Annotated in this window: 34 protein-coding genes and 1 pseudogene; 2 read left to right on the plus strand and 33 right to left on the minus strand. The window is 61.3% G+C overall.

Features of this window, described 5'->3' with window-relative positions:
• Window positions 1-81 precede the first annotated feature (81 nt).
• Window positions 82-1,236 (plus strand): LamG-like jellyroll fold domain-containing protein, encoded by a 1,155-nt coding sequence (locus WC698_04320; GenBank protein MFA6039460.1) that lies wholly within the window; start codon window positions 82-84, stop codon window positions 1,234-1,236.
• Window positions 1,237-1,378: 142 nt separating this feature from the next.
• Here the strand turns inward: WC698_04320 and WC698_04325 are convergent, their stop codons facing one another.
• From WC698_04325 to rplO, 14 genes and pseudogenes are all read right to left on the minus strand, one after another.
• Entirely contained in the window at window positions 1,379-1,720 is a 342-nt protein-coding gene (locus WC698_04325) for a hypothetical protein (protein ID MFA6039461.1), read from the minus strand.
• Window positions 1,721-1,787: 67 nt separating this feature from the next.
• Window positions 1,788-2,201, minus strand: a complete 414-nt coding sequence (gene rpsI / locus WC698_04330) for a 30S ribosomal protein S9 (protein ID MFA6039462.1) — start codon at window positions 2,199-2,201, stop codon at window positions 1,788-1,790.
• Complete coding sequence (gene rplM, locus WC698_04335) at window positions 2,198-2,626, minus strand: 50S ribosomal protein L13 (protein MFA6039463.1); 429 nt, start codon at window positions 2,624-2,626, stop codon at window positions 2,198-2,200. Before rplM ends, rpsI begins: the two co-directional genes overlap by 4 nt.
• Window positions 2,623-3,111 carry a 50S ribosomal protein L17 gene (rplQ, locus tag WC698_04340; protein MFA6039464.1) on the minus strand — a complete coding sequence of 163 codons (489 nt, stop codon included), beginning with the start codon at window positions 3,109-3,111 and terminating at the stop codon, window positions 2,623-2,625. The genes rplM and rplQ overlap by 4 nt, the downstream gene beginning before the upstream one ends.
• 43 nt (window positions 3,112-3,154) lie before the next feature.
• Window positions 3,155-4,150, minus strand: a complete 996-nt coding sequence (locus tag WC698_04345) for a DNA-directed RNA polymerase subunit alpha (protein MFA6039465.1) — start codon at window positions 4,148-4,150, stop codon at window positions 3,155-3,157.
• 60 nt (window positions 4,151-4,210) lie between these two features.
• Window positions 4,211-4,828 carry a 30S ribosomal protein S4 gene (gene rpsD, locus WC698_04350; protein ID MFA6039466.1) on the minus strand — a complete coding sequence of 206 codons (618 nt, stop codon included), beginning with the start codon at window positions 4,826-4,828 and terminating at the stop codon, window positions 4,211-4,213.
• A gap of 33 nt (window positions 4,829-4,861) precedes the next feature.
• The gene (gene rpsK, locus WC698_04355; GenBank protein ID MFA6039467.1) at window positions 4,862-5,338 is read right to left on the minus strand and encodes a 30S ribosomal protein S11; all 477 of its coding nucleotides are present in this window, start codon (window positions 5,336-5,338) and stop codon (window positions 4,862-4,864) included.
• A 115-nt stretch (window positions 5,339-5,453) separates the two neighbouring features.
• The gene (gene rpsM, locus WC698_04360) at window positions 5,454-5,834 is read right to left on the minus strand and encodes a 30S ribosomal protein S13 (GenBank protein MFA6039468.1); all 381 of its coding nucleotides are present in this window, start codon (window positions 5,832-5,834) and stop codon (window positions 5,454-5,456) included.
• A gap of 52 nt (window positions 5,835-5,886) precedes the next feature.
• A complete protein-coding gene (gene rpmJ, locus WC698_04365; GenBank protein ID MFA6039469.1) occupies window positions 5,887-6,015 on the minus strand; it encodes a 50S ribosomal protein L36 in 129 nt (42 codons plus the stop codon).
• 86 nt (window positions 6,016-6,101) lie between these two features.
• Window positions 6,102-6,323: pseudogene (gene infA / locus WC698_04370) on the minus strand (translation initiation factor IF-1).
• 132 nt (window positions 6,324-6,455) lie between these two features.
• Window positions 6,456-7,202: a type I methionyl aminopeptidase gene (gene map, locus WC698_04375; GenBank protein MFA6039470.1), complete on the minus strand. Its 747-nt coding sequence runs from the start codon at window positions 7,200-7,202 to the stop codon at window positions 6,456-6,458.
• Between the two features lie 152 nt (window positions 7,203-7,354).
• Window positions 7,355-7,924 (minus strand): nucleoside monophosphate kinase, encoded by a 570-nt coding sequence (locus WC698_04380; GenBank protein MFA6039471.1) that lies wholly within the window; start codon window positions 7,922-7,924, stop codon window positions 7,355-7,357.
• Between the two features lies 1 nt (window position 7,925).
• Window positions 7,926-9,209, minus strand: coding sequence for a preprotein translocase subunit SecY (secY, locus tag WC698_04385; GenBank protein MFA6039472.1), 1,284 nt, complete (start codon window positions 9,207-9,209; stop codon window positions 7,926-7,928).
• A 145-nt stretch (window positions 9,210-9,354) separates the two neighbouring features.
• Window positions 9,355-9,801 carry a 50S ribosomal protein L15 gene (rplO, locus tag WC698_04390; protein MFA6039473.1) on the minus strand — a complete coding sequence of 149 codons (447 nt, stop codon included), beginning with the start codon at window positions 9,799-9,801 and terminating at the stop codon, window positions 9,355-9,357.
• Window positions 9,802-10,382: 581 nt separating this feature from the next.
• Here rplO and WC698_04395 point away from each other — a divergent pair.
• Entirely contained in the window at window positions 10,383-11,249 is an 867-nt protein-coding gene (locus tag WC698_04395; GenBank protein ID MFA6039474.1) for a CAP domain-containing protein, read from the plus strand.
• Window positions 11,250-11,427: 178 nt separating this feature from the next.
• Here the strand turns inward: WC698_04395 and rpsE are convergent, their stop codons facing one another.
• The 19 genes from rpsE to WC698_04490 all read right to left on the minus strand — a co-directional run bounded on the left by rpsE (window position 11,428) and on the right by WC698_04490 (window position 22,029).
• Window positions 11,428-12,060 (minus strand): 30S ribosomal protein S5, encoded by a 633-nt coding sequence (rpsE, locus tag WC698_04400; GenBank protein MFA6039475.1) that lies wholly within the window; start codon window positions 12,058-12,060, stop codon window positions 11,428-11,430.
• Between the two features lie 39 nt (window positions 12,061-12,099).
• The gene (rplR, locus tag WC698_04405) at window positions 12,100-12,444 is read right to left on the minus strand and encodes a 50S ribosomal protein L18 (protein MFA6039476.1); all 345 of its coding nucleotides are present in this window, start codon (window positions 12,442-12,444) and stop codon (window positions 12,100-12,102) included.
• A 136-nt stretch (window positions 12,445-12,580) separates the two neighbouring features.
• Window positions 12,581-13,138, minus strand: coding sequence for a 50S ribosomal protein L6 (rplF, locus tag WC698_04410; protein MFA6039477.1), 558 nt, complete (start codon window positions 13,136-13,138; stop codon window positions 12,581-12,583).
• Between the two features lie 106 nt (window positions 13,139-13,244).
• A complete protein-coding gene (gene rpsH, locus WC698_04415; protein MFA6039478.1) occupies window positions 13,245-13,631 on the minus strand; it encodes a 30S ribosomal protein S8 in 387 nt (128 codons plus the stop codon).
• 11 nt (window positions 13,632-13,642) lie between these two features.
• The gene (locus WC698_04420) at window positions 13,643-13,867 is read right to left on the minus strand and encodes a type Z 30S ribosomal protein S14 (GenBank protein ID MFA6039479.1); all 225 of its coding nucleotides are present in this window, start codon (window positions 13,865-13,867) and stop codon (window positions 13,643-13,645) included.
• 129 nt (window positions 13,868-13,996) lie between these two features.
• Window positions 13,997-14,635 carry a 50S ribosomal protein L5 gene (gene rplE, locus WC698_04425; protein ID MFA6039480.1) on the minus strand — a complete coding sequence of 213 codons (639 nt, stop codon included), beginning with the start codon at window positions 14,633-14,635 and terminating at the stop codon, window positions 13,997-13,999.
• Window positions 14,636-14,664: 29 nt separating this feature from the next.
• Window positions 14,665-15,225 carry a 50S ribosomal protein L24 gene (gene rplX, locus WC698_04430; GenBank protein ID MFA6039481.1) on the minus strand — a complete coding sequence of 187 codons (561 nt, stop codon included), beginning with the start codon at window positions 15,223-15,225 and terminating at the stop codon, window positions 14,665-14,667.
• Entirely contained in the window at window positions 15,222-15,590 is a 369-nt protein-coding gene (rplN, locus tag WC698_04435) for a 50S ribosomal protein L14 (protein ID MFA6039482.1), read from the minus strand. The genes rplX and rplN overlap by 4 nt, the downstream gene beginning before the upstream one ends.
• Window positions 15,587-15,913, minus strand: coding sequence for an uS17 family ribosomal protein (locus WC698_04440; protein ID MFA6039483.1), 327 nt, complete (start codon window positions 15,911-15,913; stop codon window positions 15,587-15,589). The genes rplN and WC698_04440 overlap by 4 nt, the downstream gene beginning before the upstream one ends.
• The gene (locus WC698_04445) at window positions 15,910-16,251 is read right to left on the minus strand and encodes a hypothetical protein (protein ID MFA6039484.1); all 342 of its coding nucleotides are present in this window, start codon (window positions 16,249-16,251) and stop codon (window positions 15,910-15,912) included. The genes WC698_04440 and WC698_04445 overlap by 4 nt, the downstream gene beginning before the upstream one ends.
• Window positions 16,252-16,254: 3 nt before the next feature.
• Entirely contained in the window at window positions 16,255-16,674 is a 420-nt protein-coding gene (rplP, locus tag WC698_04450) for a 50S ribosomal protein L16 (protein ID MFA6039485.1), read from the minus strand.
• A 36-nt stretch (window positions 16,675-16,710) separates the two neighbouring features.
• Window positions 16,711-17,385, minus strand: coding sequence for a 30S ribosomal protein S3 (gene rpsC / locus WC698_04455; protein ID MFA6039486.1), 675 nt, complete (start codon window positions 17,383-17,385; stop codon window positions 16,711-16,713).
• A 2-nt stretch (window positions 17,386-17,387) separates the two neighbouring features.
• On the minus strand, window positions 17,388-17,888 hold the full coding sequence (gene rplV, locus WC698_04460; GenBank protein MFA6039487.1) for a 50S ribosomal protein L22: 501 nt from the start codon (window positions 17,886-17,888) through the stop codon (window positions 17,388-17,390).
• A gap of 43 nt (window positions 17,889-17,931) precedes the next feature.
• Entirely contained in the window at window positions 17,932-18,255 is a 324-nt protein-coding gene (rpsS, locus tag WC698_04465; protein MFA6039488.1) for a 30S ribosomal protein S19, read from the minus strand.
• 112 nt (window positions 18,256-18,367) lie between these two features.
• Entirely contained in the window at window positions 18,368-19,210 is an 843-nt protein-coding gene (rplB, locus tag WC698_04470; protein ID MFA6039489.1) for a 50S ribosomal protein L2, read from the minus strand.
• A gap of 25 nt (window positions 19,211-19,235) precedes the next feature.
• Complete coding sequence (locus WC698_04475; GenBank protein ID MFA6039490.1) at window positions 19,236-19,547, minus strand: 50S ribosomal protein L23; 312 nt, start codon at window positions 19,545-19,547, stop codon at window positions 19,236-19,238.
• A complete protein-coding gene (rplD, locus tag WC698_04480) occupies window positions 19,547-20,359 on the minus strand; it encodes a 50S ribosomal protein L4 (GenBank protein MFA6039491.1) in 813 nt (270 codons plus the stop codon). Before rplD ends, WC698_04475 begins: the two co-directional genes overlap by 1 nt.
• An 8-nt stretch (window positions 20,360-20,367) precedes the next feature.
• Window positions 20,368-20,982 (minus strand): 50S ribosomal protein L3, encoded by a 615-nt coding sequence (gene rplC / locus WC698_04485; GenBank protein ID MFA6039492.1) that lies wholly within the window; start codon window positions 20,980-20,982, stop codon window positions 20,368-20,370.
• A 189-nt stretch (window positions 20,983-21,171) separates the two neighbouring features.
• Window positions 21,172-22,029 carry a hypothetical protein gene (locus WC698_04490; protein ID MFA6039493.1) on the minus strand — a complete coding sequence of 286 codons (858 nt, stop codon included), beginning with the start codon at window positions 22,027-22,029 and terminating at the stop codon, window positions 21,172-21,174.
• Between the last annotated feature and the right edge of the window lie 49 nt (window positions 22,030-22,078).

Below are 22,078 nucleotides of genomic sequence, written 5' to 3' on the forward strand. Positions count from 1 at the left end.
GCGAAATCTGAATACGTTTTCTCCAATCCGCAACAGCAAATCATTCAGATTGCCTTACTCCTGTGACACGATAGTTTGGAAATGCCCCTTCCCCACGCGCTCCCACCCCGAGCGGCCTCCCGCTTTCTTTCACGGATCAAGAGGCAGGATCGTCAGAAAGGCGGCCTGCCCTGCATAGTCCGCAGGACGAAGGAGGGGTTCACCCTCATCGAGCTCCTGCTCGTGGTGGGGATCATTGGGGCTTTGGCGAGCGTGGTGATGGAAGCGATCGGCCCCAGGAAGATGCTCCTCTCCGCGAAGGATGCTTCCAGAAAGCAGACCGTGCGGGAACTGCAGAATGCCCTCACGCAGTACCAGATTGAGGAGGGGACGCTCCCCAACGCGCAGAGCATCATCATGGCGGATGACGGGGCCAAGCCCATCTGCAAGCAGGGGGTGACGACGGATGTGACCTGTGTGAACCTGGATGCCCTCATTCCGGAGTACATCGCCGCCCTTCCGCAGGATACGTCGGAAACGAATGCCAATTACACCGGGTACAAGGTGTACAGGGAGCCTCTGGGGGGGAGGCCGCAGGTGACGTCCCCGCACTTCAATGACCGTTCGGAAGGGCTCGTGGGGTACTGGCCGTTTCACGAGGGGCAGGGGACGACGGCTGTTGACGGGTCAGGGCAAGGGAATAATGGGACGCTGGTGGGGTCGCCGGCGTGGACCACGGGTAAGAGAGGACAGACAATCCTCTTCGACGGCGTGGATGATTACATCAGTGTGGGGAATCCCGTCTCCCTGCGTATTACGGGCAGCCAAACCATCTGCATGTGGCTCTATCCCACCAACCTCACAGCACGGCGTAACCCGTATGCAAAGGCATACGGCGGGGAGGGTACCATCACGCAGGAAACCAACGGGACGCTTTCCTACTACTACGGAACAAATGGCGGGAACGGCAGTCCGTACCAAGGCTTCGTAACAAACACGGCTGTGGTATCCGTCAATACATGGACGCATGTCTGCCTGGTACGGGATCTCTCCGCCATGAAACTCTTTTGGTACATCAACGGTGCCATGAACAGGCAAGCCAATGCCTCGTATCCAGCCGCCCTGGCGGGAGCCCTGAATGTGACCATCGGGAGCGGGTATGCCGGTTACTACCACGGACTCATCGACGAGTTCTTCCTCCTGAACCGCGCCCTCACGCAGGAAGAGATCCGCCTGGTGATGAATCACCAGTTTTGATCACTTTGTTTGTTCACAGTGCTCCGCTTCCATAGGGGCTCTTTATGAAATATGAGGAAAATATTTTCCAAGCGTTAACCGGAGGTTTCTCCGTCGGTCCGGCAGGACTCATCTCTTCTGCCACTACCAACCTCTCCTGTTTCTAAGAAGGACGTTTCCAGTGCGGACGAAGATCTATCACACTCTCTGACGTGTCAATGATGGTGGCACGGCCTGCCCGTGCAATCTCAATTTCCTCTCGTGCAATAGTTGCCGCCGCCTCCAGAACTTGGAAAGTGTCCAATGCCCGTGCTTCCGTGAAAGCACGGGGACCGCAACCGCCGGCTGCACCCAAGACGTGTGCCAAGCTAGCCTCTTCACTCGCAATAAAGACCTCACCGATCAACTCTCGCACGCCGCGCAGGATATTCTCCGCTACTGCCGGATCACAGTGTTGCTCGACACAACCTCTCAATGCCGAGTACTTATCGACAAATTTCTCCATATGTAAACATTAGCACTTTTAACAATATTGTCCAATGCCCTCCGAAAGCTCCTCCAGAGGGATATTCTTAACGCTTCTGCCACTGCGGCGCGCGGCGTGCCCTCTTCAAGCCCGGCTTCTTACGTTCCTTGATGCGCGCATCGCGGCGGAGGAAGCCCGCACGCTTCAGCTCCACGCGGAAATCGGGGTTACTGAGGAGAAGGCCGCGGCTGATGCCGTGGCGCAGCGCGTCGGACTGGGCGGATTTGCCTCCCCCCTCAATCTCCGCTTCCACGTCGTAGGCGTTCTTCTTCTCCACAATCGCGAAGGGCGCCAGGGCGTTCTCCATTTGGAACGGCGTGAGGAAGTACTCCTTCATCTTGCGGCCGTTCACTTTCACTTCGCCGGACCCTTCGGGGTACAGGCGCACGCGCGCAATGGCGGTCTTTCTCTTACCGACACTCCAGAAGAAGGGGCGCTTTTTGGTGGATTCGGGGGTCATAGTTCAACGTTGAAGGGGACGGGCTTTTGGGGGGCGTAGGGATGCGCATCACCCTGGAAGATGTGCACGCGCTTCATCATCTGCAAGCGGAGACGGTTCTTGGGGAGCATCCCGTACACGGCTTGGCGCACCACTTCCTCCGGCTTCTTCTCCATCATCTGTCCCAGGCTGCGAGTGCGCATGCTGCCCAAGTACCCGCTGTGCGTGCGGTAGAGCTTGTTGATGCGCTTCTTGGGATGGATCTGGAGCTTCTCCGCATGGAGGACGATCACGTGGTCCCCGCAGAGCTGGTGGGGCGAAAAACTGGGCTTGTGCTTGCCGCGCAGGACGTGCGCAACGACGGTCGCCAAGCGGCCGGGCACGGCATCCGTGGCATCGAGGATGAACCAGGTGGGGGCCGTGATTGGCACAGTGGTCGTCTTCATGATTTCTTGGAGGAGGTGGAGGATGCCGACGATTCCGACGATACCGAGGAATGCCTGACCTTCTTCGTCGGAATCCTCGGACTCTTCGGACTCTTCTCTCCCGAACTCCCAACAACCTCCACCCCCTCCGCATCAATCAACTGCAGGGTGACGACTTCCGCCCCATCGCCCGCACGGCTCCCCAGCGGGACAATGCGCGTGAAGCCGGAGGTACGGGAGGCGTAGCGCTGCTTGAGCACATCCATGGTCTTGCGGCAGGCGTTCTTGTGCGTCACCAGGGCGTTGATGGCGCGGATGGCGAGGTACGGCTGCTTGGTCTTGGAGAGGGTGATGATGCGGTCAATGATCGGCCGCACCACCTCCGCCCTCTTCTTGGTCGTCCGGATGGACTCGTAGAGGAGGAGGGACGTCACCAAGTTCCGCTGCAGCATCTTGCTGTGCGCAGGCTTATAGCGGAGCCGGAGGCGGGAATGGCGGTGTCGCATGTCGGGATGGAGAGGGTGGGGGGAGAGTGTGCAGGAGGATGGCTCAGGCGTCCAGGGATTCGTCTGCCAGCTTGAGGCCGCGTTCCCCGAGCGTCTTCTTCACCTCTTCCAGCGCCTTGGCGCTGAAGCCGCGGAAGTTGCTGAGGGTTGCCTCCGTGCATTTGGTGAGCTGCTCGATGGAACCCACGCCCGCGTTGATGAGGGCGTTAAGGGTGCGCGGTGAGAAGTTGAGGATCTCAATGGGGGTGTAGCTCTCCTTCACCGGCAGATGCGAGGAATCCTCCACCTGCTGGGCGGTGACGCGGGAAAAATCCGCCATGTACTCCGGTTCCACCACCTTCTTGTCGGAAGCGAAGTAGCCGAAGTAGCTCTGCAGGAGCTGGGAAGCGAACTGCATGGCCTCCTGGGCCGTGAGAGAGCCGTTCGTAGTCACGTCCAGCGCCAGTTTCTCCAAATCGGTGCGTTGCCCCACGCGGGCGGCCTCCACGTCGAAGCGGACCTTGATGACGGGACTGAAGATGGCATCCACGTAAATGAGGCCGGGCTCGTTCTGCTTCTTGTTTCGCTCGGAGGCGGCGACGTAGCCCACGCCCTTCTCCACCGTAATCTGCATGTCGATGGAACCGCCCTTCTCCAGGGTGAGGAGGGGGAGGTCGGGGTTGAGCACCTCGATGTCGGAACTCACCTTCAGATCCTTGGCCGTCACGGCGCCGGGCCCTTTGGCCTCCAGCGTGATGACCTCGGGCTCCTTGCTGTGCTTCTTGAGGCGCAGCGACTTGAGGTTGAGGGTGATGTCCATCACGGACTCCCGCACGCCTTTGAGCGTGGTGTACTCGTGCTGCACGCCGTTGATGCGGATGGAAGTGACTGCCGCGCCGGGCAAGCTGCTGAGGAGGACGCGTCGCATCGCGTTCCCGAGCGTCATGCCATATCCCGGGGGGAGGGGGGCGATGGCGAAGACCGCATGATGGTCATCGCCCTTCTTCACCGGCGTGGTGGTGAATGTGGGAAGCCCGATTTCTTCCTGAATGATGTGCATAACGAGGAAGGGGGAGAGAGGAAGAGTGAGGGGGGAAGGCGGAACAGACCCCCGAAATAATTAGCGTGAATAGAACTCAATAATCTGGCGTACGTCGATAGCTTGTTCGGCGTGCTCGGGTTGGGGGAGGCCCACCACTTCGGCCTTCAAGCCTGCGGCATCCACCTTGAGCCAGTTGGGGGGCATGTACTTCTCGTGCGCGGCGAGGATGGGCACGAAGACGGGGGAGGTCTGGCTGCGGGGGCGGGCCGTGATCACTTGCCCGGGCCTGAGCTGGTACGAGGGGACCGTGACACGGCGGCCGTCCACCATGAAGTGGCCGTGGCTCACCATTTGGCGCGACTGCAGGCGCGTGAGGGCGAAACCCGCGCGGTACACCAGGTTGTCCAGCCGGCGTTCCAGGAGCTGTTTGAGCGCATCGCCCGTCTGTCCGGAAACCTTGGTGGCGATGAGGTAGTAGCGGTGGAACTGCTTCTCGGAGAGCCCGTAGATGTCACGCGCCTTCTGTTTCTCCTTGAGCTGCTGCCCGAATTCGGACACCTTCCCGCGCGTGAAGTCACGGGGTCCCTTGCCCGGCCCGTACGGCTTGCGCTGGAGGATCTTGTCGTACTTGTCGCTCCCGTACAGGTTCATTCCCTGTCGGCGGCAGCGCTTTGCTTTGGGTCCTGTGTACTTCATGGAAGGGGAAGAGAGGAGAAAATGCGAAGGGGATTAAACGCGGCGGCGTCCCGTGGGACGGCAACCGCCGTGGGCAATAGGCGTGACATCGATGATCGATTCCAGGGAGAAGCCCGCTGACTGCAGGCCGCGGATGGCCTGCTCGCGCCCCGGCCCCAAGCCTTTCACCTCCACATCCACGGACTCAATGCCCATGGGCTTCACCTTGAGGGAAGCGGTCTCCGCAGCCACCTTGGCGGCGTAAGGCGTGGATTTGCGCGTACCCTTGAAGCCCGCGGCGCCCGCCGAGCTCCAGCCGAGGACATTGCCTGCGGGGTCGGTGAACGTGATGATGGTGTTGTTCTCGGACGCATGGATGCACACGCGGGCACGGGGGACGTGCCGCTTGCTCTTCTTGCGCTTCGCGGGCTTGCCCGCCGTCGCCTCGTCGGCGGAGGGGGCGGCTGCTCCGGGGAGGTCCGTCTGCGAGAGGATTTCCGCTGCCGTTGGTGCCTTCTGCGCGTCTGCCATGGGAGGGATGAGAATGAAGAATTAAGAATGAAGAATGATGAATGAGATCTGTCGGCCTTTCATGATTCGTAATTCCTAATTCATAATTCTTCTCAAGGAAAAGAATAAACACATATCATGTCTTCGTAAGAACGGTGCGCCCGGACAACCCCGTCTTCTTCTTGCCGCGCTTCGTGCGCGCGTTGCGGCGGGAGGTCTGCCCGCGGACCGGCAACTTGCGGCGGTGCCTGTAGCCGCGCCACGTGCCGATATCCTGCAGGCGTTTGATGTCCATGGAGACCTTGCGCATCAACTCGCCTTCCGTGAGTTCCTTCTCCACGCGCGAGCGGATGCGGGCGGCATCCGTTTCGGAAAGGTCGTCGGCATGGGCGTGCAGGCTGATGCTGAGTTCGTTGAGGATGCGCCGGGAGAGCGGGCGCCCGATGCCTTTGATCGCCGTGAGGGAGATCTCGATGCGCTTTCGGCCTGGGAGAACGACGCCGGAGATACGAAGCATAATGTTGGAAGAAAAGAGAAGTGACTGACCGCTGTCCGCTGACAGCTGACTGCTACCCTTGCCGCTGCTTGTGACGCGGGTTCTTGCACACGATGCGGCGGATCACCTTCCCCTTGCCGTTGCGGCGGAGGACGAGACGGCAATCTTTGCAACGCGGTTTGACGGAGGGACGGACTTTCATCGTGCGGGAGAGGGTTGGGGTGAGGGTACGGTAGGAGGGGGCGGAGTGTGCGTGCCGACCGTCTGTTGCCCGGAAGATCCGGGAAGAAAGCGGTAAACGATGCGGCCTTTCTGAAGGTCGTAGGGCGTCATCTCGATCTTCACCCTGTCGCCCGGAAGAATGCGCACTCGATGGACTCTCATGCGTCCTGCGAGATGGCAGAGCAGTGAATGATCTTTTGCTTGTTCACTGGTCACACGGACCTTGAACGTGGCATTGGGATAGGCTTCCTCCACAACGCCGAGCAATTCAATTACATCCTTGGACACAGATAAACAGAGGGTCAAGAGCCGAATGATCCTACAGACAGTTTTTTGCGTCAGCAAGCCTAATGCCGTTGATTATATGGGAAAGGGTTAAAATGGTGTTGCTACAGTTGAATATTGTTATATAGACTTATTTCATGCAATCACCTCCCCCCCGTCGGGCAAAACCAGCACGGTGTGCTCAAAATGGGCAGAAAGGGACCCGTCCGCCGTGTGCAGTGTCCATCCGTCGCTCCCTTCGCGTATTTTCCGTGTGCCCACGGAAGTGATGGGTTCAATGGCCAGCATGGTGAACGCCGGAATCCGCGGCCCCGTGCCCGCCTCGCCCAGGTTGGGAATGTCCGGGAACTGGTGCAGGTTCTCCCCCAAGCCGTGCCCCGTGAGAGCGTGCATGCAGAAGAACCCCCTCCCCTCCACCTCTTCCTGGATACGCGCGGAAATGTCCCCGACGCGGACGCCGGAACGGATCAGGCCTACGGCGTTCTTGAGAGCGGTCTGCGTGGCATCGAGCAGGCGCCTCTGCTCTTCCGTCGGCTCGCCGATGACCACCGTGACGCACGCATCGGTGCAGAGCCCCCTGTACTTCACGCCGCAATCGAGGCCGACCATATCCCCCCTCTGCAATTCCCGGCTGCCGGGGATGCCGTGCACGCATTCGTCATTGATGGAGATGCACAGGGACGCCGGATACCCGTGGTAGCCCTTGAAAACCGGTTCCCCTTTCCGGGAACGGATGTACTCCTCAGCGATGCGGTCCAGCTCGCTCGTGCGCAGGCCTTCCCGCGCCGCCTTCGACACTTCATCCAATGCGCCGCGCAGGATCTTTCCGCCCTCGCGGGCAATGCCCATCTGCGCATCCGTGAGGATCTGGAACTGGGACATGGAGAAAGTGTACCTCCCTTCCACGGAGCTGTCGTCAATATCCGAAGCCTGGGAATGCAAAATTTGAAATGTAAAATGAGAAAGGATTGCTCCACACACTCGATCTAAGGAATTACTCCCATCATTTTGCATTTCTCATTTTGCATTTTGCATTACCCCAACTTCCTCACAATCCCCTCCAACGCCCCATACACCTCATCCATGGAACGCTTCCCGTCCACTTCCACCACCCTCCCTTCCTCCTTGTACGACTCAATGACCGGCATCGTCTTTTCGACGAACGTCTTCATGCGGCGGCGGATGGTTTCCTCGTTGGCGTCGTCCGCCCGCCCCTCGATCTTCGCACGGCCAAGGATGCGCTGCACGCCTTCCTCGGGATCCAAGAGGAGATGGATGGCGCGGAAGTCGCGCCCGACCTCCTTCATGACCGCATCGAAATCCTTCTGCTGGTCCCCGTCGCGCGGGATGCCGTCGAAGAGGATCCGCTGGCCGGCGGGACGCTTCTGGATCGCCTCTTTGACCACCTGCATGATGATCCCGTGCGGCACCAGCTTTCCCTGATCGATGTAGGACTTCACCGTCTGCCCCAGTTCTGATCCATCCGCCGCGATCTTCCGCAGCTCTCCGCCGGCCTCGAAGATGTCGAAACCGAACGCTTCAGCGAGCCTCTTCGCCTGTGTGCCTTTGCCGGAGCCTTGGATGCCGAAGAGGAGGAGATCCATGTTACACGAGCTTCTCGTAATCATGCGCAAGCATTTGCGCATTGACCTGCCGGATCAGCTCCATGACCACCCCGACGATGATGATGAGCCCCGAGCCGGAGATGATGAGATCGGAGCTGGAGAGCGTGGTATAGCGCGTGAAGAGCAGCGGTATGATGGCCACCAGCCCCAAGAAGACGCCACCCCACAGGTTGAGGCGGTTGCTCGTGCGCGCCAGCAAGTGGGCCGTCTGCTGCCCGGGCCGCACGCCGGGGATGAAACCTCCCCTCTTCTGGATGTTCTCCGCCACTTCCTTTGGCTTGAAGGTGACGGACACGTAGAAGTACGTGAACGCCAGCACGAGCAGGAAATACGCGGCGATGTAGGTGTAGCTGGGGTTGTTGGAGCTGAGATAGGTGGCGATGAACTGCACCACTCCCTGGAAGCGCGGCGCCGTCTGCAGGAACTGGGCGAAGACGCTGGGGAACGTGACGAGGGAGATGGCGAAGATGATGGGGATCATGCCCGCCTGGTTGAGGCGGATGGGAATGTTGCCCTGTACACCCCGCCCCGCGCCCTGGTTGGCGTACGTGATGGGGATGAGGCGGTGGGCGTCCGTGAAGAGGACCACGGCGATGAGCATGCCCACGGAGACGATGGCGAAGAAGAGGAAAGCGCTCATCTTGGTGTCGCCGCTCATGAGGATGGCGCTCACGCGCGCGGGGATTTCGGTGACGATGCCCGTGAAGATGATGAGGGAAGAGCCGTTGCCGATCCCCTTCTCCGTGATCAGTTCGCCGAGCCACATGAGGAAAAGCGACCCCACCGTGACGAAGAGCATGGGGGCCAGCACGCCCGGGAAGCTGGTGTCCACCAGGTTGAGGCCTCCGGTCCCGCGCCCCAGGAGAATGAGGAAGCCGTAGCTCTGCACGAACGCGAGAGGAAGGGAGAGCCAGCGCGTGTAGCGGTTGAGCTCCTGCTGCCCCTGCGCCCCCTCCTTGCTCAAGGCTTCCAACTTGGGGAAGATGACCGTGGCCAGCTGCACGATGATGGACGCGTTGATGTAGGGCGAGAGCCCCAGCATAACGATGGAGAAGTTGTCGATGGCGCCTCCCGTGAGCGCCGCGAAGATGCCGATGGCGCCCCCCGCGTTGCGGTTATTGAGGAACTGTCCCAGCGCCGCGGGATCCGTGCCCGGCACGTTGATGTGCGCCGTGAGGCGGTAGAGGAACAGGAGTCCGAGCGTAATGAGGATGCGCCTGCGCAGTTCCTCGGAGTGCCAGAGTTGTTGGAGGTAGCGGAACATGTGTGGAGTGGGTGGAAGCGAAGGGTTCGTCCGGAGAGCGGACAGCTATCAGTGGTCAGCGGTCAGTGGAGTCCCCTGAAAGCGGAGAGCTGAAGGCTGAACGAAGGAAAGCATAACCGACAAAAGCCTCCAGGAGAAGCATGGCCTACGTTCTCTTCACGATCTGGAGCTTTCCGCCGGCCTGTTTCAGTGCCTCCTTGGCGCCGCTCGTGGCGGCGTGGACGGCGAGGGTGAACGCCTTCGTGAGGGAGGTTCCTTTTAGGAGCTTCACGGGACGGCTCGTGCGCACGATGCGCGCCGCCCTGAGCGCCGCCACATCGTAACTGCCGGCGGAAAGCTTCTCCTCCAGCACATCCAAATTGATGATCTCGTAGTGCACGCGGCGCGGCCGTGTGAACCCGCCCATCTTGGGCTGGCGGCGTATGAGCGGCGTCTGCCCGCCCTCGAAACCGAACTTGCGGCCTTTGCCCACGCGGGACTGCTGTCCTTTGGTGCCGCGCCCCCCCGTGGTTCCTCCGCCTGCGGAATTACCGCGCGCCACGCGCTTGCGCGGCCTCGTCGAACCCGGTGCTGGCTTCAACTCATGAAGCATGGGCTGCGATTGTAGGGGGGGATTGCCGGAAGGTCAACAAGAGAATGGGAGGTGAGGAGCCATCTGGAAAGGCTTTCTATTGCGGAAATTCTCTCTTCAATCCTCTTCCGTTTTCCCTTGCGTAGGCAGAGTGCCAGTTCTGATGCGCCAGACCATGCCACGGGAAGAATGTCGATCTCCCAAACCATAGAATGTTCTTCTGACCACTCCCCCACTCCCCCCTTTTCGGTTGTGATCATACGTTTCCGGAAGAATCTTCGCGATCACCGTTGACGCGGAGTCGCATCATGAGAAGAGTCGCCCCCTACCGGTACAAGTTGATCACGCCATCCGCCCTCGGTTGTCCGGGGACAACGTGTGTCGTGATAGCCCGCGCGGGCAACCCCTGCCCTGAACCGAACGAGCGCAGCGAGTTCTGGTTCAGGGCCTGCCCCTCTCTAGGGAGCAGCCTCGCCTCTCCATCCTCCCGCCACGCTCACGTGTACGAGCTATGTGGTGAAGGAGAGCATGGAGACGTGTCCGTTCCCTGTCATCACCGGCTCCGTCCGACATCCGAAGTCCTCACCCCTAACCCCTGCTTTATGCATGCCAAGAACTACGCGGCACTCGCCCTTGCCCTCCCCCTCTTCTGGGTGGCAAGTGCCCATTCCGCCGCACCCCTCCCCTCCTACCCTGCCAGCTGCCCCCTCACCAACCGCTCCTCGTCTCCCGCGCTTTCGCGCCCTTCTTCCGTTTCCAGCACCCCGCAGCACGGGACGACGAATGTCCTCTCAGCCAGCCTGTCCCGTTCCTCCTTGCTTGAACGCGCCCAAGCGTTGCGCGAACAGCGCCTCAACCGCTCCCTCCCCACCTCCCTCTTCCCCGCAGGCTTTTCCTTCGGGAACGGACAGAGCAGCAGCGCCTGGAGCTTGCCATCGTGGATATCCTCGCGTTCCAGTTCGTCTCTGAGCATCCCGACGATCCCCTCCTCTGCTTCTTCTGCATCCTCTGTATCTTCTGCTTCCTCTCCGTCCAGCTCCTCAACTTCTTCCATCTCCACAGCACCGGAAACCTCAAAACAACGCATACTGGAACTGGTGAACGGTGAACGGCAGAAAGCGAACCTCTCTCCCCTCGCGTGGAACGACAAGCTCGCGCTCGCCGCACAGCGGCACGCCGAAGACATGCAGGCGCAGAACTACTTCAGCCATACGGGGCTCAATGGCAGCACGCCCTCCGACCGCGTCAAAGCCGCCGGCTACGCCCCCACGTGCACGGGTTGCCAATGGAGCAGCTCCTACGGCGAGAACATCGCCCGCGGCCAGCGCACCCCGGAACAAGTGATGAATGACTGGATGAACTCCCCCGGTCATCGCGCTAACATCCTCAACCCGGATTTCCTGGAGCTCGGCGTCGGAATAGCCGGTACCTACTGGGCGCAGGAATTCGGCGCCATCCGCACGTGGTGAGGAATACATCCCGTCCACAGAACGAATGGATGAAGCCCCTTGCCCAAGGGGCTTTTCTCGAGTTCGAGTTTAGCCCTTACGTAAGCCTAAAAGTCTGTTCCTCTCTTCCAAGAAGATCTTGCGTGTCCGCGTCCCCCTCCCTATGGGGAGGAGGTAAGGGGGTGGGAGATAAACAGTATTATTCCAATTTATTCCTCTTCGCCTGGCGGTTCTTCTCCTCCAGCTCCTTGCGAGAAACCTGCTGCACCTGCACCGTATCACCCGAAGGCGTTTCCACTACCGGACCCTTCTCCACTGCCTTCTCCTCCACCGGCGCGGCCGGCACGGCACGGAGCTTCTGCAGGGCGAGCATGGTGGCTTGCGCGTTGACGAGCTTGTTGCGGGAACCGAAGCGCTTGCTCAGCACGTTCTTTACGCCCGCGTGGTCCAGGATCACGCGCAGGGCGCCGCCGGCAATGACACCCGTGCCCGGGAGCGCCGGCAGAATGCGGATGCGCGCCGCCTTGTGCTTGATTTCCACGGCATGGGGGATGGTTCCGTTGATGAGCGGCACGCGAAGCATGTCGCGCTTGGCGGAGGCTACGGCCTTCTTGATGGCGGCCTGCACCTCGCTCGCCTTCCCGGTCCCCAGCCCCACCTTCCCCTTGCGGTTGCCCACCACCACGATGGCGCGGAAGCGCATGCGGCGCCCGCCCTTAACCACGCGCGTCACGCGGTCGATGCTCAGGGTCGCTTCGGCGAACTCACTGGGCTCGCGGCGGCCGCGGCCGCGGTCACCACGCTTACGATCAGGACGGGAGGATTTAGCCATGCTGGAGATTAGGGATTAGGGACTGGGGATTGGGATAGATCAAAACGTCAGACCTCCTTCGCGGGCGGCATCGGCAAGGGCCTTGATGCGGCCGTGGTAGCGGTAGCCGCCGCGGTCGAAGACGACGGCGGTGATGCCCTTCTCCTTCGCCTTCTTGGCGAGCAGTGTGCCCAATTTCTTGGCACCGTCCAGGTTGAGCTTCGCCTTGGTCTCCTTGGTGTCCGCGGAAACCACGGTGCGCCCCGTCACGTCATCGATGATCTGCGCCGAGAGGCGCTTGAGCGAGCGGTACACCGAGAGGCGGGGGCGTGCGGACGTGCCGCGGACGCGCGCGCGGATGCGGCGGCGGCGGGCGTGCCGAAGCTGAGATTTCAACTGAGACATGTGTGAGCAAAGGAAGAATCGAAGAAGCTTTCAGCTGCCAGCTTCCAGCTTGTACTGTTCCTGACAGCTGACCGCTGGAGGCTGGAAGCTTTCCGGAGAGAAACGGAGCCGACAATGACGAAGTGGAGGATCATACTTATGCGGCGGTCTTGGCGGCAGCGGCCTTGCCCGGCTTGCGGCGCACCTGCTCCCCGAAGTAACGCACGCCCTTGCCCTTGTACGGCTCGGGGGGACGCAGGCTCCGGATCTGTGCGGCCACTTGGCCGACGAGCTGCTTGTCGATGCCTTTGATGGTGAGCATGTTCTTATTCTTCTCGTCCTGCCCGATCTCGATGCTCTGGGGTATGGCGAAGTTGATGGGATGCGAGTGGCCCAAATTGAGTACCAGCGTCTTGCCCTTCGCTTGCGCCTTGTAGCCCACGCCGATGATTTCCAATTTCCTCTCATACCCCTGGCTCACGCCCACCGCCATGCTGTGGATGAGCATGCGCGTAAGGCCGTGCCTCTCGCGTGCGGCTTTGGAATCATCCTTACGCGACACTTTCACGGCGCTCCCGTCCACCTCCACCGTCACTTCCGGAAGGAGGACGATCTGCAGTTCGCCTTTGGGTCCTTTCACCGTCACGGTTCCGGCCTTGATCTCGGCGGAAACCCCGGAGGGGAGGGCCACTGGTTTGATACCTATACGAGACATGGTTAGAAGGAAGAACGTATTGCGTATTGCGTATTGCGTATTGCGTATACGTAATACGTCATAGGTAATACGTCATACGAAGCGCCAGGAATGAAGAGAGAGACATTCATGATACGGTACAGAGAACTTCCCCGCCCACCTTGCGCTTGCGCGCTTCTTTGTCGGTGAGGAGACCGTGACTGGTGGTGACCACGGCGATGCCATACCCCTGCAGCACCGGCTTGAGTTCCTGCGCGCCGCTGTAGACCCGGCGGCCGGGCTTGCTGACGCGCTGAAGGGTGAGCTTCTTCTCGGGATCGAATACCACCTCCACCTCCTGCTTGGGGGCTTCGCCAAGGACGCGGACATCCGCCACCCACCCCTCCTTCTGGAGCAGTGTGAGCAGCTCTTGGTTGATGCGCGACCACGGCGCCTTGCACGAGGTGTGCCGCGCCTTCTGCGCGTTGCGCATGCGGGTGAGGAGATCGCCGATGGGGTCTGAGAGGATGGGCATGGGAGGGGAGATTACCAGGAAGACTTGGTGACGCCGGGAATGTCGCCGTTGGTGGCGAGCTCCCGGAAGCAAATGCGGCAAACGCCGAAGAAACGCATGTACCCATGGCGTCGGCCGCACAGTTGGCAGCGGTTGTAGGCGCGGGTGGGGAACACCGGCTTCTTGCCCGCGCGCTTGGCCTCCAAGAAGTCTTGGAGCTTGCGCTGTTGGCTGAGAACGATCGATAAGCGGGCCATATCAGAGGGAGGTGGAAGCAATGGAACAATCTGGACGTATTGCGTATTGCGTATTGCGTATTGCGCAGACGTCATACGTCATACGTAATACGTGATACGAACGCATGCCGACAATAGCAGTGAGAGCGCTCATGATGAAATATCAGATGCGGAAGAACCTGTACTATCTTTCTTCTGCTCCCGCCCGCCCGCCGTAGACTCCGAGTGACCACGAGGAGCGGAGGTGGGCTGGAACGGCATTCCGAGCGCCTTGAGGAGCGCCCTCCCCTCCTCATCGTTCTTCGCCGTGGTGGAAAGCTGGATCTGCAAGCCGAAAATCCTGCCCGCTTCCACCGACGGCACTTCCGGGAAGATGGTGTGGTCCTTGAGGCCGATGGCGTAATTCCCGTGCCCGTCGAGCTTGGTGGGGAGGCCGCGGAAGTCGCGGATGCGCGGGAGAACGTAGCTCAGGAGGCGGTCGAGGAACTCCTCCATCTTGGCACCGCGCAACGTGACCATGGCGCCCACCGTGGTGCCTTCGCGGGTCTTGAAATTGGAGATGGCCTTGCGCGTCTTGCGGAAGACGGGCTTCTGGCCCGTGATCAGGGCAAGTGTTTCACCGATGTACTGGTGCAGCTCCTTGCTGTCCATCTTGGTCTTGTTGATCCCCACGTTCACGATGACCTTCTCCATCCGCGGAAGGGCATGGATATTATCGACCCCCAACTCCTTCTGGAGCGTCTTGGCGATGGGGCCGCGGAGCCGGTGATGGAGGGATTCGTATTTCATCGGTCAGGGATTGATGGGAGCAAAGGGAATCAAGAGCCTCTCCCGCTCGTCTTGGGGGGAATATTCTGCGAGGGAATGGTGTGGTCCTGCTTGGAGCGCGCTTCATCGGGGGGGGCACCGCCTTCCCCTTCCGCCGACCCGAACTGCAGCTTCTTCCAGAACGGCTGCTTGGTGGGCTTGCCCGTCGGCGCCTCCTTCTTCACCTCCTCTTTCTTCGCAGGCGCAGCCTTCGACGCGTCGGTCTTCTTGGCTTGCCCTGAGCTTGCCGGGCGGGGCGCGGCCACCTTGCGCACCACTTCGCCGCTCCTCTTGGCGATGCGCACTTTTTTCCCTTCCTTGATGGCAAAGCCGATACGGGTGGGCTTCTTGGTCTTGGGGTCCACGAGCATCACCTTGGAAGCATTCATGCTCGCCTCGTACTTCACGATGCGCCCCGCTTCCTGGTAGGTCTTCTTGATGTGGCGCGTACGCATGTTGATGCCTCCCACCACCACGTGGTTGCGTGCGTGGATGACGCGCATGATGCTGCCCGTCTTCCCCTTATCCTTGCCGCTGATGACGACGACCGTGTCGCCCGTGTGCAATTTCATAGAACGTCGGGGGCTTGGGAAATAATCTTTTGATATCCTTTCGCGCGCAGTTCCCTGGCGACGGGGCCGAAGACGCGCGTGCCCTTGGGAATGCCGTCCTTCTGGATGATGACGCAGGCGTTGTCGTCGAAGCGGATGGCGGAACCGTCCTTACGGCGGACCACGTTGCGCGTGCGTACGACCACCGCGCGCTCCACGGTCTTCTTGCGCACCGTGCCGCGGGGAGCTGCTTCCTTGACCGCAACGATGATCACGTCGCCCAAGCCCGCGTACCGGCGGCGCGTGCCGCCGAGCACCCGGATGCACATCACCTTCTTGGCACCCGTGTTATCGGCTACGCCGAGGATGGTCTGCGGTTGGATCATTGGGGGGAATCAGGGGAATCGGACGTCTTTTGCGTGCGCTGGGTGACCGCCGTAAGGTCCTTCTCCTCCGCCAACTCGCTCACGCGGGGCGCGTGCTTCGTGACCTCGGTCACGCGGAAGTACTTGCGCTTGCTCAGCGGCCGGCACTCGGTGATGAGGACCTCATCGCCCACCGCCAGGTCAAAGCCCTTGCTGTCCGCAAGGAACTTCTTGCTGATGGAGTAGCGCTTCTTGTACTTGGAGTGGAACATCGAGCGATGGACGGTCACCGTGACGGTGTCCTGCATCTTCGCCGACGTAATGAGGCCCTTCTTGGTTCTCATGATGCGGAAGTGGAGGAAGAGACGTCAGCCTTCCCCGCCGTGGCGGAGGGGAGCTTGTCCGCTGCCGCCCCGCGGGGCGGGACGGAGGCGGACACTATACGACTTTTCGGCTTACTCTTCAACACTTTCTTAGGCTGTCGCTGCTGTGCCCCCTGCGCCGTGAGCATGCGCGAGAGTTGCCGCTTCTCGCGGCGGTAGCGGGCGGTGTCCTTCTCCTTCTTCATCTCCACGCCGAGCCGCATCTTGCGCACGAGGGTGCGCTGGGCTGCGATGTCGCGGCGCAGTTCCTCGGGCGGCATCGCCGTCAGTTCGCCGTAGCTGGAGAGGTGGGTGGCCATGGTTCAGAGGGTGTGGCGGGTGACGATCTTCGTGCGCATGGGGAGTTTGTGGCTGGCGAGGATCAACGCCTCGCGGGCGGCGATCTCGGGCAGGCCGTCGATTTCGAACAGGATGGCGCCGGGGCGGATGACGCATGCGTAGTACTCCACGCTCCCCTTCCCCGAGCCCATCGGCACTTCGGCGGCCTTCTTGGTGACGGGCGTGTGCGGGAAAACGCGGATCCAAATCTTTCCGCCGCGCTGCACGCGGTGCGTCATGGCGCGGCGTGCCGCTTCGATCTGGCGCGCTGTGAGCTCGCCGGCCGTCTGCGCCTTGAGCCCGAAACTGCCGAATGCCAGCTCAATGCCACGCGTCGCCTTCCCGTAGAAGGCGCCACGGTTCCTGTGCTGCTTGCGGTATTTGAGCTTCTTCGGTTCGAGCATGGGAGAGGGGGCGGGCATTCCTGCCCGCGGGAAGGATTATTCTGAGGGGGTATTCTTCAGGGAAGCGGACTGTACTTGCTGGATCTTCTTGAAGACCATGCCGGAGTAGACCCACACCTGCACGCCGATGGTGCCGAACTTGGTGATGGCATGGCGCTTGGCGTGGATGATGTTGGCGCGCAGCGTCTGCAGGGGGACGTTCCCCTCCTTGAACAGGTCGTCACGGGCGATCTCCGCGCCGTTCAAGCGGCCGCTCACCGTGACCTTCACCCCTATGGCGCCCGCCTGCATGGCCTTCTCGATCGCCATCTTCACGGCGCGGCGATAGGGCATGCGGCGCTCGATCTGCCCTTGGATGGTTTCGGCGATCACCGCCGCATCGGAATCGGGGCTGCGGATCTCCTTGATGTCCACCTCGAACGAGCCGCCGTATTTGCGCTCCAGCTCCTTGCGGAGCTCCTCGATGGCGGCGCCCTGCTTGCCGATGATCACGCCGGGCTTGCTGGTGTGGATGGTGACGGTGACCTTCTTCCCGCGCTCAATGTCCACGGCGCTGATCCCCGCCTCCTTGATGCGCCCCATGATGAACCGGCGGATCCGCACGTCCTGGAGGAAGAGCTCGCGGTACTTGTTCCCCTTCGCAAACCACGTGGAGGGCCACGTGTGCGTGAAGCCGAGTCGAAAGCCGTTGGGGTTCACTTTTTGACCCATAATCAGGAAGCAGAAGATGCAGAGGAAACAGAAGATATAGAGGAATCAGAGGATTTGGTGTTCTTCTTCTCCTTTGCAGAACGTACCTGTTTTACAGGTTTCTTGGCATCCTGTGAAGCAGATCCTTCGTTCTTATCCTTCCTCGGACTCTTCGGAATCCTCGGACTCTTCCCTTCGGAGGGATACCCCAGCACCAACTCGATGTGGGAGAGGAACTTGCGGAAAGGCCGTGTCTGTCCGCGCGCCTTGGGCATGCCGCGTCGGTACGCCTGGCCTTGGTTCACCACGATGGACGCGATGACCATCTGCTCCGGGTCCTGCTTCTCGTTGTGGGAAGCGTTGGCCATGGCCGAGAGGAGCAGCTTCTCCACGATGCGCGCCGCCTTCTTGTTGGTGTGCTGCAGCGCGATGACCGCCGCGGGCACCGGCATGCCGCGGACCATCCTCGCAATGAGGTTGGCTTTCTTAGGCGCGATGCGGACGGAACGGAGGTAGGCTTTCATGATGGTGAGAGCGGGCATTCCTGCCCGCGGTTATTGGTGAGGGTTATTTGGCGGGAGCGGGGGCGGCGGGAGCCGGTGTGCCGGGGACGGGAGCGACGGTGGTGGCAGCCTTGCCGCCGTGGCCTTTGAATTTTGTGGTCCAGGAAAACTCCCCCAGCTTGTGCCCCACCATCTGCTCCGTGATGTACACGGGAATGAAGTCCTTGCCGTTATGGACCGCGAAGGTGAATCCTACGAACTCGGGGGGGATGTCGCAGTCCCGCGCCCAGGTCTTCACGATCCGTTTCTCCTGCGCTTCGACCATCTTCATCACCTTGCGGAAGAGCTTGGGATCAACGTAGGGGCCTTTTTTGAGTGAGCGGGACATGGTTAGAGAGGAAGAGAACGTATACCGTATTGCGTATTTCGTATTGCGTATACGTAATACGGTATACGTAATACGTCATACGGACACGAGCCGACAATGGCGGGGGAAATTCTCATTTCTTCTTCTTACGTAAGCGTCTACGGATAATCAATGGTGAAGGCTTCCTCACGCGCCGGGTCTTCACGCCCAAGGCGGGCTTGCCCCAGGGAGTCTTGGGATGTTTGAGGCCGATGGGGCTGTGCCCCTCCCCTCCCCCATGCGGGTGATCCACCGCGTTCATGGACTTGCCGAGCACCGTGGGACGTCGGCCCTTCCAGCGGAGACGGCCGGCCTTGCCCCACGTGATGAGGTTATGTTCCGGGTTGCTCACCACGCCGATAGACGCGTAGCACTCCTTGCGCACCTTGCGGATCTCGCTCGACGGCAGTTGGATGAGGGCATAGTCCCCGTCGAACCCGAGCAGGGTGGCTGCCGTGCCGGCGGAGCGGACCACCTGCCCGCCGCGCCCGATCTGCATCTCCAGATTGTGCACGCGGTACCCCACCGGGATGTGCTGCAGTTCCATGCGGTTGCCCGTCTTCACCTTGGTGCGCGAACCCGTGACCACCGTATCGCCCACCTGCAGGCCTTCCGGCGCCAGGATGTAGGACTTGGAGCCGCTGACGTAGTAGACCAAGGCCACGCGGGCGGAGCGGTTGGGATCGTACTCCAGCGCCATCACCTTTCCCGGCACGCCGCGGTGGTCGATCTGCTTGAAATCCACGAAGCGGTACAGCCTCTTGTGCCCGCCTCCGCGGTGGCGGATGGCCACCCTCCCCCTGCTGTCGCGGCCGCAGATGCGGTTCTTGCCGGCGACGAGGCTCTTCTCCGGCCCCCGTTTGCTGAGGCCGCTGAAGTCGGCGATCGTCATCTGACGTCGTCCGGGAGTCGTTGCTTTGGGCTTCTTGAGAGGCATGGATCAGAATGAGAGAGAAGGCAAATTATGCGGCTGAACCGAAGGTGGAGAGATCGAGCGTCTTGCTCTTGGCGGAGAGGGTGACGAGCGCTTTCTTGGCGGCATGACGCTTCTCCATCACGCGCCCGTCGCCGAGTTTGCGGGTTTTCGCTTTGGTCTTGATCATGCGCACGCTCTCCACGGACACGTCATAGTAACGCTGCATGGCGTTCTTCACATCGATTTTGTTGGCATCCTGGTGCACCAGGAGCGTATGCGTGTGGCGCGGTCCGGCCGCCTTGAGGCGTTCCGATTTCTCCGTGACGACGGGGCCGAGGATGACGTGGGAGAGGTCCATTATTTGGAGGATGCAGAAGATGCAGAGGAAGCAGAGGTAGCAGAGGAAGCAGAAGATGCAGACGACGTCTTGGTCGTCTTGCTGGAAGAAGCTTTCTTTTCCGCACTCCTCTGGCTCTTCTGCTTCTTCTGCATCTTCTGATTCTTCTCCTCAGAAGCACTCTCCACCTTCACCCGCACATTCCGGCGAACGAACACCTCCACCGCCTTCTCCACCGCCCCCTTCATGAAGATCACATGGCGGGCGGTGAGGATGTCGAGGGGATTGAGATACGCGGCGAGGAGCGTTTTGACGCCCGGGATGTTGCGCGTGGAGAGGGTGAGAGCCTTGTGCGGCGCGGCCGTGACGATGAGGGTGCGGCGGCCTTGCTCCACGGGCAGCTTGCCCAGGAGGTGCATGGCCTCTTTGGTCTTGATGGTCTCGGGGTACGCCTCCAAGCCGATCACCGCCCCGCGCTTCGCCTGGAAGGAGAGGCACGCGCACAATGCGGCGCGGCGCATGGACTTGGGCATTTCCTTCGTGAAGTTCCGCTCCTTCTTGGGTCCGAACGCCTTGCCGCCGCCGCGCATCACGGGGCTGCGGATGGGACCGCGGCGGGCGCGTCCCGTGTGCTTCTGTCCGTAGACCTTGCGTGTGGAACCCACCACCTCGCTTCTGCTCTTGGCATGGGCGATGGGGGAACGCGCGTTGCTGCGCTGCATCACCATCGCCTGGTGCATGAGCCCTCTGTTCACCGGGGCTGCAAACAGCTCCGCGGGAAGCTCCATGGTTCCCGTCTTCTGGCCGGTGGCGGAGTACACATCGACGTTCATGGGGGGGGTCAGGCTTTGGCCTCGGGGGAAGATTCCTTGGTGACGAAGACGGTTGCGCCGTTGGGCCCGGGAACGGGACCCTTGACGGCGATCATGCCGTTGGGGAGGTCGGCGGCGACGATGGCGCGATGCTTGACGGTGACGTTCTCCAGCCCCATATGCCCCGCCATGGGGTGCCCCTTGAGCACGCGGCCCGGCTGGGTGCGCATGCCGATGGACCCCGGTTCGCGCTTGAAGTGCGATCCGTGGCCTCCGGGACCCCCGGAGAAGTGGTGCCGGCGCATCACGCCCTGGAATCCCTTCCCCTTGGACGTCCCCGAAATGGTGACGACGGTGTTCTCGGGCAGGATCTCGGCCGTAAGCGTCTTGCCCGCCTCCAGCCCCTCCAGCGTTTCCACTTTCCATTCCTTCTGCACGCTGTAGCGCACGTTCGCCTTGCCCTTGCGGCTCTTCCACGGCTTGGCGCCCACGCCCAGCACCACCGCCTCGTACCCGTCCTTCTCCTTGGTCTTGGTGCGCACGATCACGTTGGGATCCACTTTGAGGTACGTCACGGGAACAGCCTCCCCGCTGGGGAGGAAGACGCGCGACATGCCGACTTTTTTGGCGATGAGGCCTTGCATAGGGCTTGGAGGTTCTTGGGCTCGCTTGTTCCTTTAAAGGAAGGCGAACCGGGAACGTAAGCGATCAACACCCGATTCCCTGAGAAATCAGGTGAAGCGGGGGGAGTTTAGAAAGGTTTTGGGTGGACGTCAAACGCATTTTCACCATTCGTTCCTTCCTTACATAGGGGGACAGAACGAAAACGATCTTCAAATCATCTGCTGCTCCTCCCGCCGCTCCGCCGTGAGGAACGGGAACGCCGCAACCACGATACCGCTCAGGAGGGGCTCCGGCACCCCCAGGATGAAGAACCCGCTCACGAGAATAAGGAGGAAGAAGAGGAGAAGAAGTAAGCGACGGAGCGAAGTATTGGCATCGCCTTGCACTTCTTCCGCCGACGCACGCGTCTCGCTGCGCCACTCCCGCCACTGCTCCGTCCAGGATTCCATTTCTTCGAACGGCAGGGGAAGGAAGCGCAGAAGGGTGACCAGGTGCAATCCGGCCGCGCAGAGCGCCATGCCCGCGATGAGCGCGCTCACGCTGCCGATGCGCCGGAGCTCCTCCCCGAACAGAAAGAAGAAGAGTTGCCAGAAGCCGGAGAGCGCCACCAGGCACAGGAACCAGGCGTACAGCACGGCGCGCCAGGGACGGTTGGGCTGGAAGGAAGTAAGGCCGAAGAAGAGCGCGACCGCCGGCAGGATGAGGAGTGCGAGGAACGTGGGGAGCGGCAACGGGAGCGCCGTCTGCAGGAGCAGGAGCAGGTAGAGTGAGAGGACGGTCCACAGGAGCAGCGTCCGCTCCGTGAGCCGCGGCAGCACGCGCGTGCGGAACGAGAGGGCATACACGAGCAGGAAGCCGGCCGTGCCCCACCGGAGGCGGCTGAGGGCTTCCGCCTCCGTGGTGCCGGGGAGGAGGGCGAAGAGGAGCACGAGCGCCGCCACCCCCAGGCACGCCCACAGCGCACGGCGCTGCGGCGGCGCGGCTATGCCGGAACGCCAGGCGATGAGCGCCGCTTCGGCCGTGATGCCGAGGAAGAAAGCGAGCGAAACGGACAACCCTGCATTCATGGAGGAAAGGATACCGTCCTTCACCCTTCCGCGCACCGTCCATCTTCCG

This window comes from Candidatus Peribacteraceae bacterium (assembly GCA_041661065.1).
Taxonomy (GTDB): Bacteria; Patescibacteriota; Gracilibacteria; order Peribacterales; family Peribacteraceae; genus CAIKAD01.

What these genes read in the sequence shown, in the direction of transcription:
- rplQ (MFA6039464.1), bottom strand. Translation starts at nt 3,111, where the DNA reads ATGCGACACCGCCATTCCCGCCTCCGGCTCCGCTATAAGCCTGCGCAC.
- WC698_04440 (MFA6039483.1), bottom strand. Translation starts at nt 15,913, where the DNA reads ATGAGAACCAAGAAGGGCCTCATTACGTCGGCGAAGATGCAGGACACC.
- WC698_04445 (MFA6039484.1), bottom strand. Translation starts at nt 16,251, where the DNA reads ATGGCCACCCACCTCTCCAGCTACGGCGAACTGACGGCGATGCCGCCC.
- rplF (MFA6039477.1), bottom strand. Translation starts at nt 13,138, where the DNA reads ATGTCTCGTATAGGTATCAAACCAGTGGCCCTCCCCTCCGGGGTTTCC.
- rplO (MFA6039473.1), bottom strand. Translation starts at nt 9,801, where the DNA reads ATGCTTCATGAGTTGAAGCCAGCACCGGGTTCGACGAGGCCGCGCAAG.
- rplN (MFA6039482.1), bottom strand. Translation starts at nt 15,590, where the DNA reads ATGATCCAACCGCAGACCATCCTCGGCGTAGCCGATAACACGGGTGCC.
- rpsM (MFA6039468.1), bottom strand. Translation starts at nt 5,834, where the DNA reads ATGCTTCGTATCTCCGGCGTCGTTCTCCCAGGCCGAAAGCGCATCGAG.
- secY (MFA6039472.1), bottom strand. Translation starts at nt 9,209, where the DNA reads ATGTTCCGCTACCTCCAACAACTCTGGCACTCCGAGGAACTGCGCAGG.
- WC698_04475 (MFA6039490.1), bottom strand. Translation starts at nt 19,547, where the DNA reads ATGGACCTCTCCCACGTCATCCTCGGCCCCGTCGTCACGGAGAAATCG.
- WC698_04395 (MFA6039474.1), top strand. Translation starts at nt 10,383, where the DNA reads ATGCATGCCAAGAACTACGCGGCACTCGCCCTTGCCCTCCCCCTCTTC.
- rpsH (MFA6039478.1), bottom strand. Translation starts at nt 13,631, where the DNA reads ATGCCCATCCTCTCAGACCCCATCGGCGATCTCCTCACCCGCATGCGC.
- WC698_04380 (MFA6039471.1), bottom strand. Translation starts at nt 7,924, where the DNA reads ATGGATCTCCTCCTCTTCGGCATCCAAGGCTCCGGCAAAGGCACACAG.
- rpmJ (MFA6039469.1), bottom strand. Translation starts at nt 6,015, where the DNA reads ATGAAAGTCCGTCCCTCCGTCAAACCGCGTTGCAAAGATTGCCGTCTC.
- rplV (MFA6039487.1), bottom strand. Translation starts at nt 17,888, where the DNA reads ATGAAAGCCTACCTCCGTTCCGTCCGCATCGCGCCTAAGAAAGCCAAC.
- map (MFA6039470.1), bottom strand. Translation starts at nt 7,202, where the DNA reads ATGTCCCAGTTCCAGATCCTCACGGATGCGCAGATGGGCATTGCCCGC.
- rplX (MFA6039481.1), bottom strand. Translation starts at nt 15,225, where the DNA reads ATGAAATTGCACACGGGCGACACGGTCGTCGTCATCAGCGGCAAGGAT.
- rplP (MFA6039485.1), bottom strand. Translation starts at nt 16,674, where the DNA reads ATGCTCGAACCGAAGAAGCTCAAATACCGCAAGCAGCACAGGAACCGT.
- WC698_04320 (MFA6039460.1), top strand. Translation starts at nt 82, where the DNA reads ATGCCCCTTCCCCACGCGCTCCCACCCCGAGCGGCCTCCCGCTTTCTT.
- rplR (MFA6039476.1), bottom strand. Translation starts at nt 12,444, where the DNA reads ATGTCTCAGTTGAAATCTCAGCTTCGGCACGCCCGCCGCCGCCGCATC.
- rpsK (MFA6039467.1), bottom strand. Translation starts at nt 5,338, where the DNA reads ATGGCAGACGCGCAGAAGGCACCAACGGCAGCGGAAATCCTCTCGCAG.
- rpsC (MFA6039486.1), bottom strand. Translation starts at nt 17,385, where the DNA reads ATGGGTCAAAAAGTGAACCCCAACGGCTTTCGACTCGGCTTCACGCAC.
- WC698_04345 (MFA6039465.1), bottom strand. Translation starts at nt 4,150, where the DNA reads ATGCACATCATTCAGGAAGAAATCGGGCTTCCCACATTCACCACCACG.
- rplD (MFA6039491.1), bottom strand. Translation starts at nt 20,359, where the DNA reads ATGAACGTCGATGTGTACTCCGCCACCGGCCAGAAGACGGGAACCATG.
- rpsS (MFA6039488.1), bottom strand. Translation starts at nt 18,255, where the DNA reads ATGTCCCGCTCACTCAAAAAAGGCCCCTACGTTGATCCCAAGCTCTTC.
- WC698_04490 (MFA6039493.1), bottom strand. Translation starts at nt 22,029, where the DNA reads ATGAATGCAGGGTTGTCCGTTTCGCTCGCTTTCTTCCTCGGCATCACG.
- rpsI (MFA6039462.1), bottom strand. Translation starts at nt 2,201, where the DNA reads ATGACCCCCGAATCCACCAAAAAGCGCCCCTTCTTCTGGAGTGTCGGT.
- WC698_04420 (MFA6039479.1), bottom strand. Translation starts at nt 13,867, where the DNA reads ATGGCCCGCTTATCGATCGTTCTCAGCCAACAGCGCAAGCTCCAAGAC.
- rplM (MFA6039463.1), bottom strand. Translation starts at nt 2,626, where the DNA reads ATGAAGACGACCACTGTGCCAATCACGGCCCCCACCTGGTTCATCCTC.
- rplC (MFA6039492.1), bottom strand. Translation starts at nt 20,982, where the DNA reads ATGCAAGGCCTCATCGCCAAAAAAGTCGGCATGTCGCGCGTCTTCCTC.
- rplB (MFA6039489.1), bottom strand. Translation starts at nt 19,210, where the DNA reads ATGCCTCTCAAGAAGCCCAAAGCAACGACTCCCGGACGACGTCAGATG.
- WC698_04325 (MFA6039461.1), bottom strand. Translation starts at nt 1,720, where the DNA reads ATGGAGAAATTTGTCGATAAGTACTCGGCATTGAGAGGTTGTGTCGAG.
- rplE (MFA6039480.1), bottom strand. Translation starts at nt 14,635, where the DNA reads ATGAAATACGAATCCCTCCATCACCGGCTCCGCGGCCCCATCGCCAAG.
- rpsE (MFA6039475.1), bottom strand. Translation starts at nt 12,060, where the DNA reads ATGGCTAAATCCTCCCGTCCTGATCGTAAGCGTGGTGACCGCGGCCGC.
- rpsD (MFA6039466.1), bottom strand. Translation starts at nt 4,828, where the DNA reads ATGAAGTACACAGGACCCAAAGCAAAGCGCTGCCGCCGACAGGGAATG.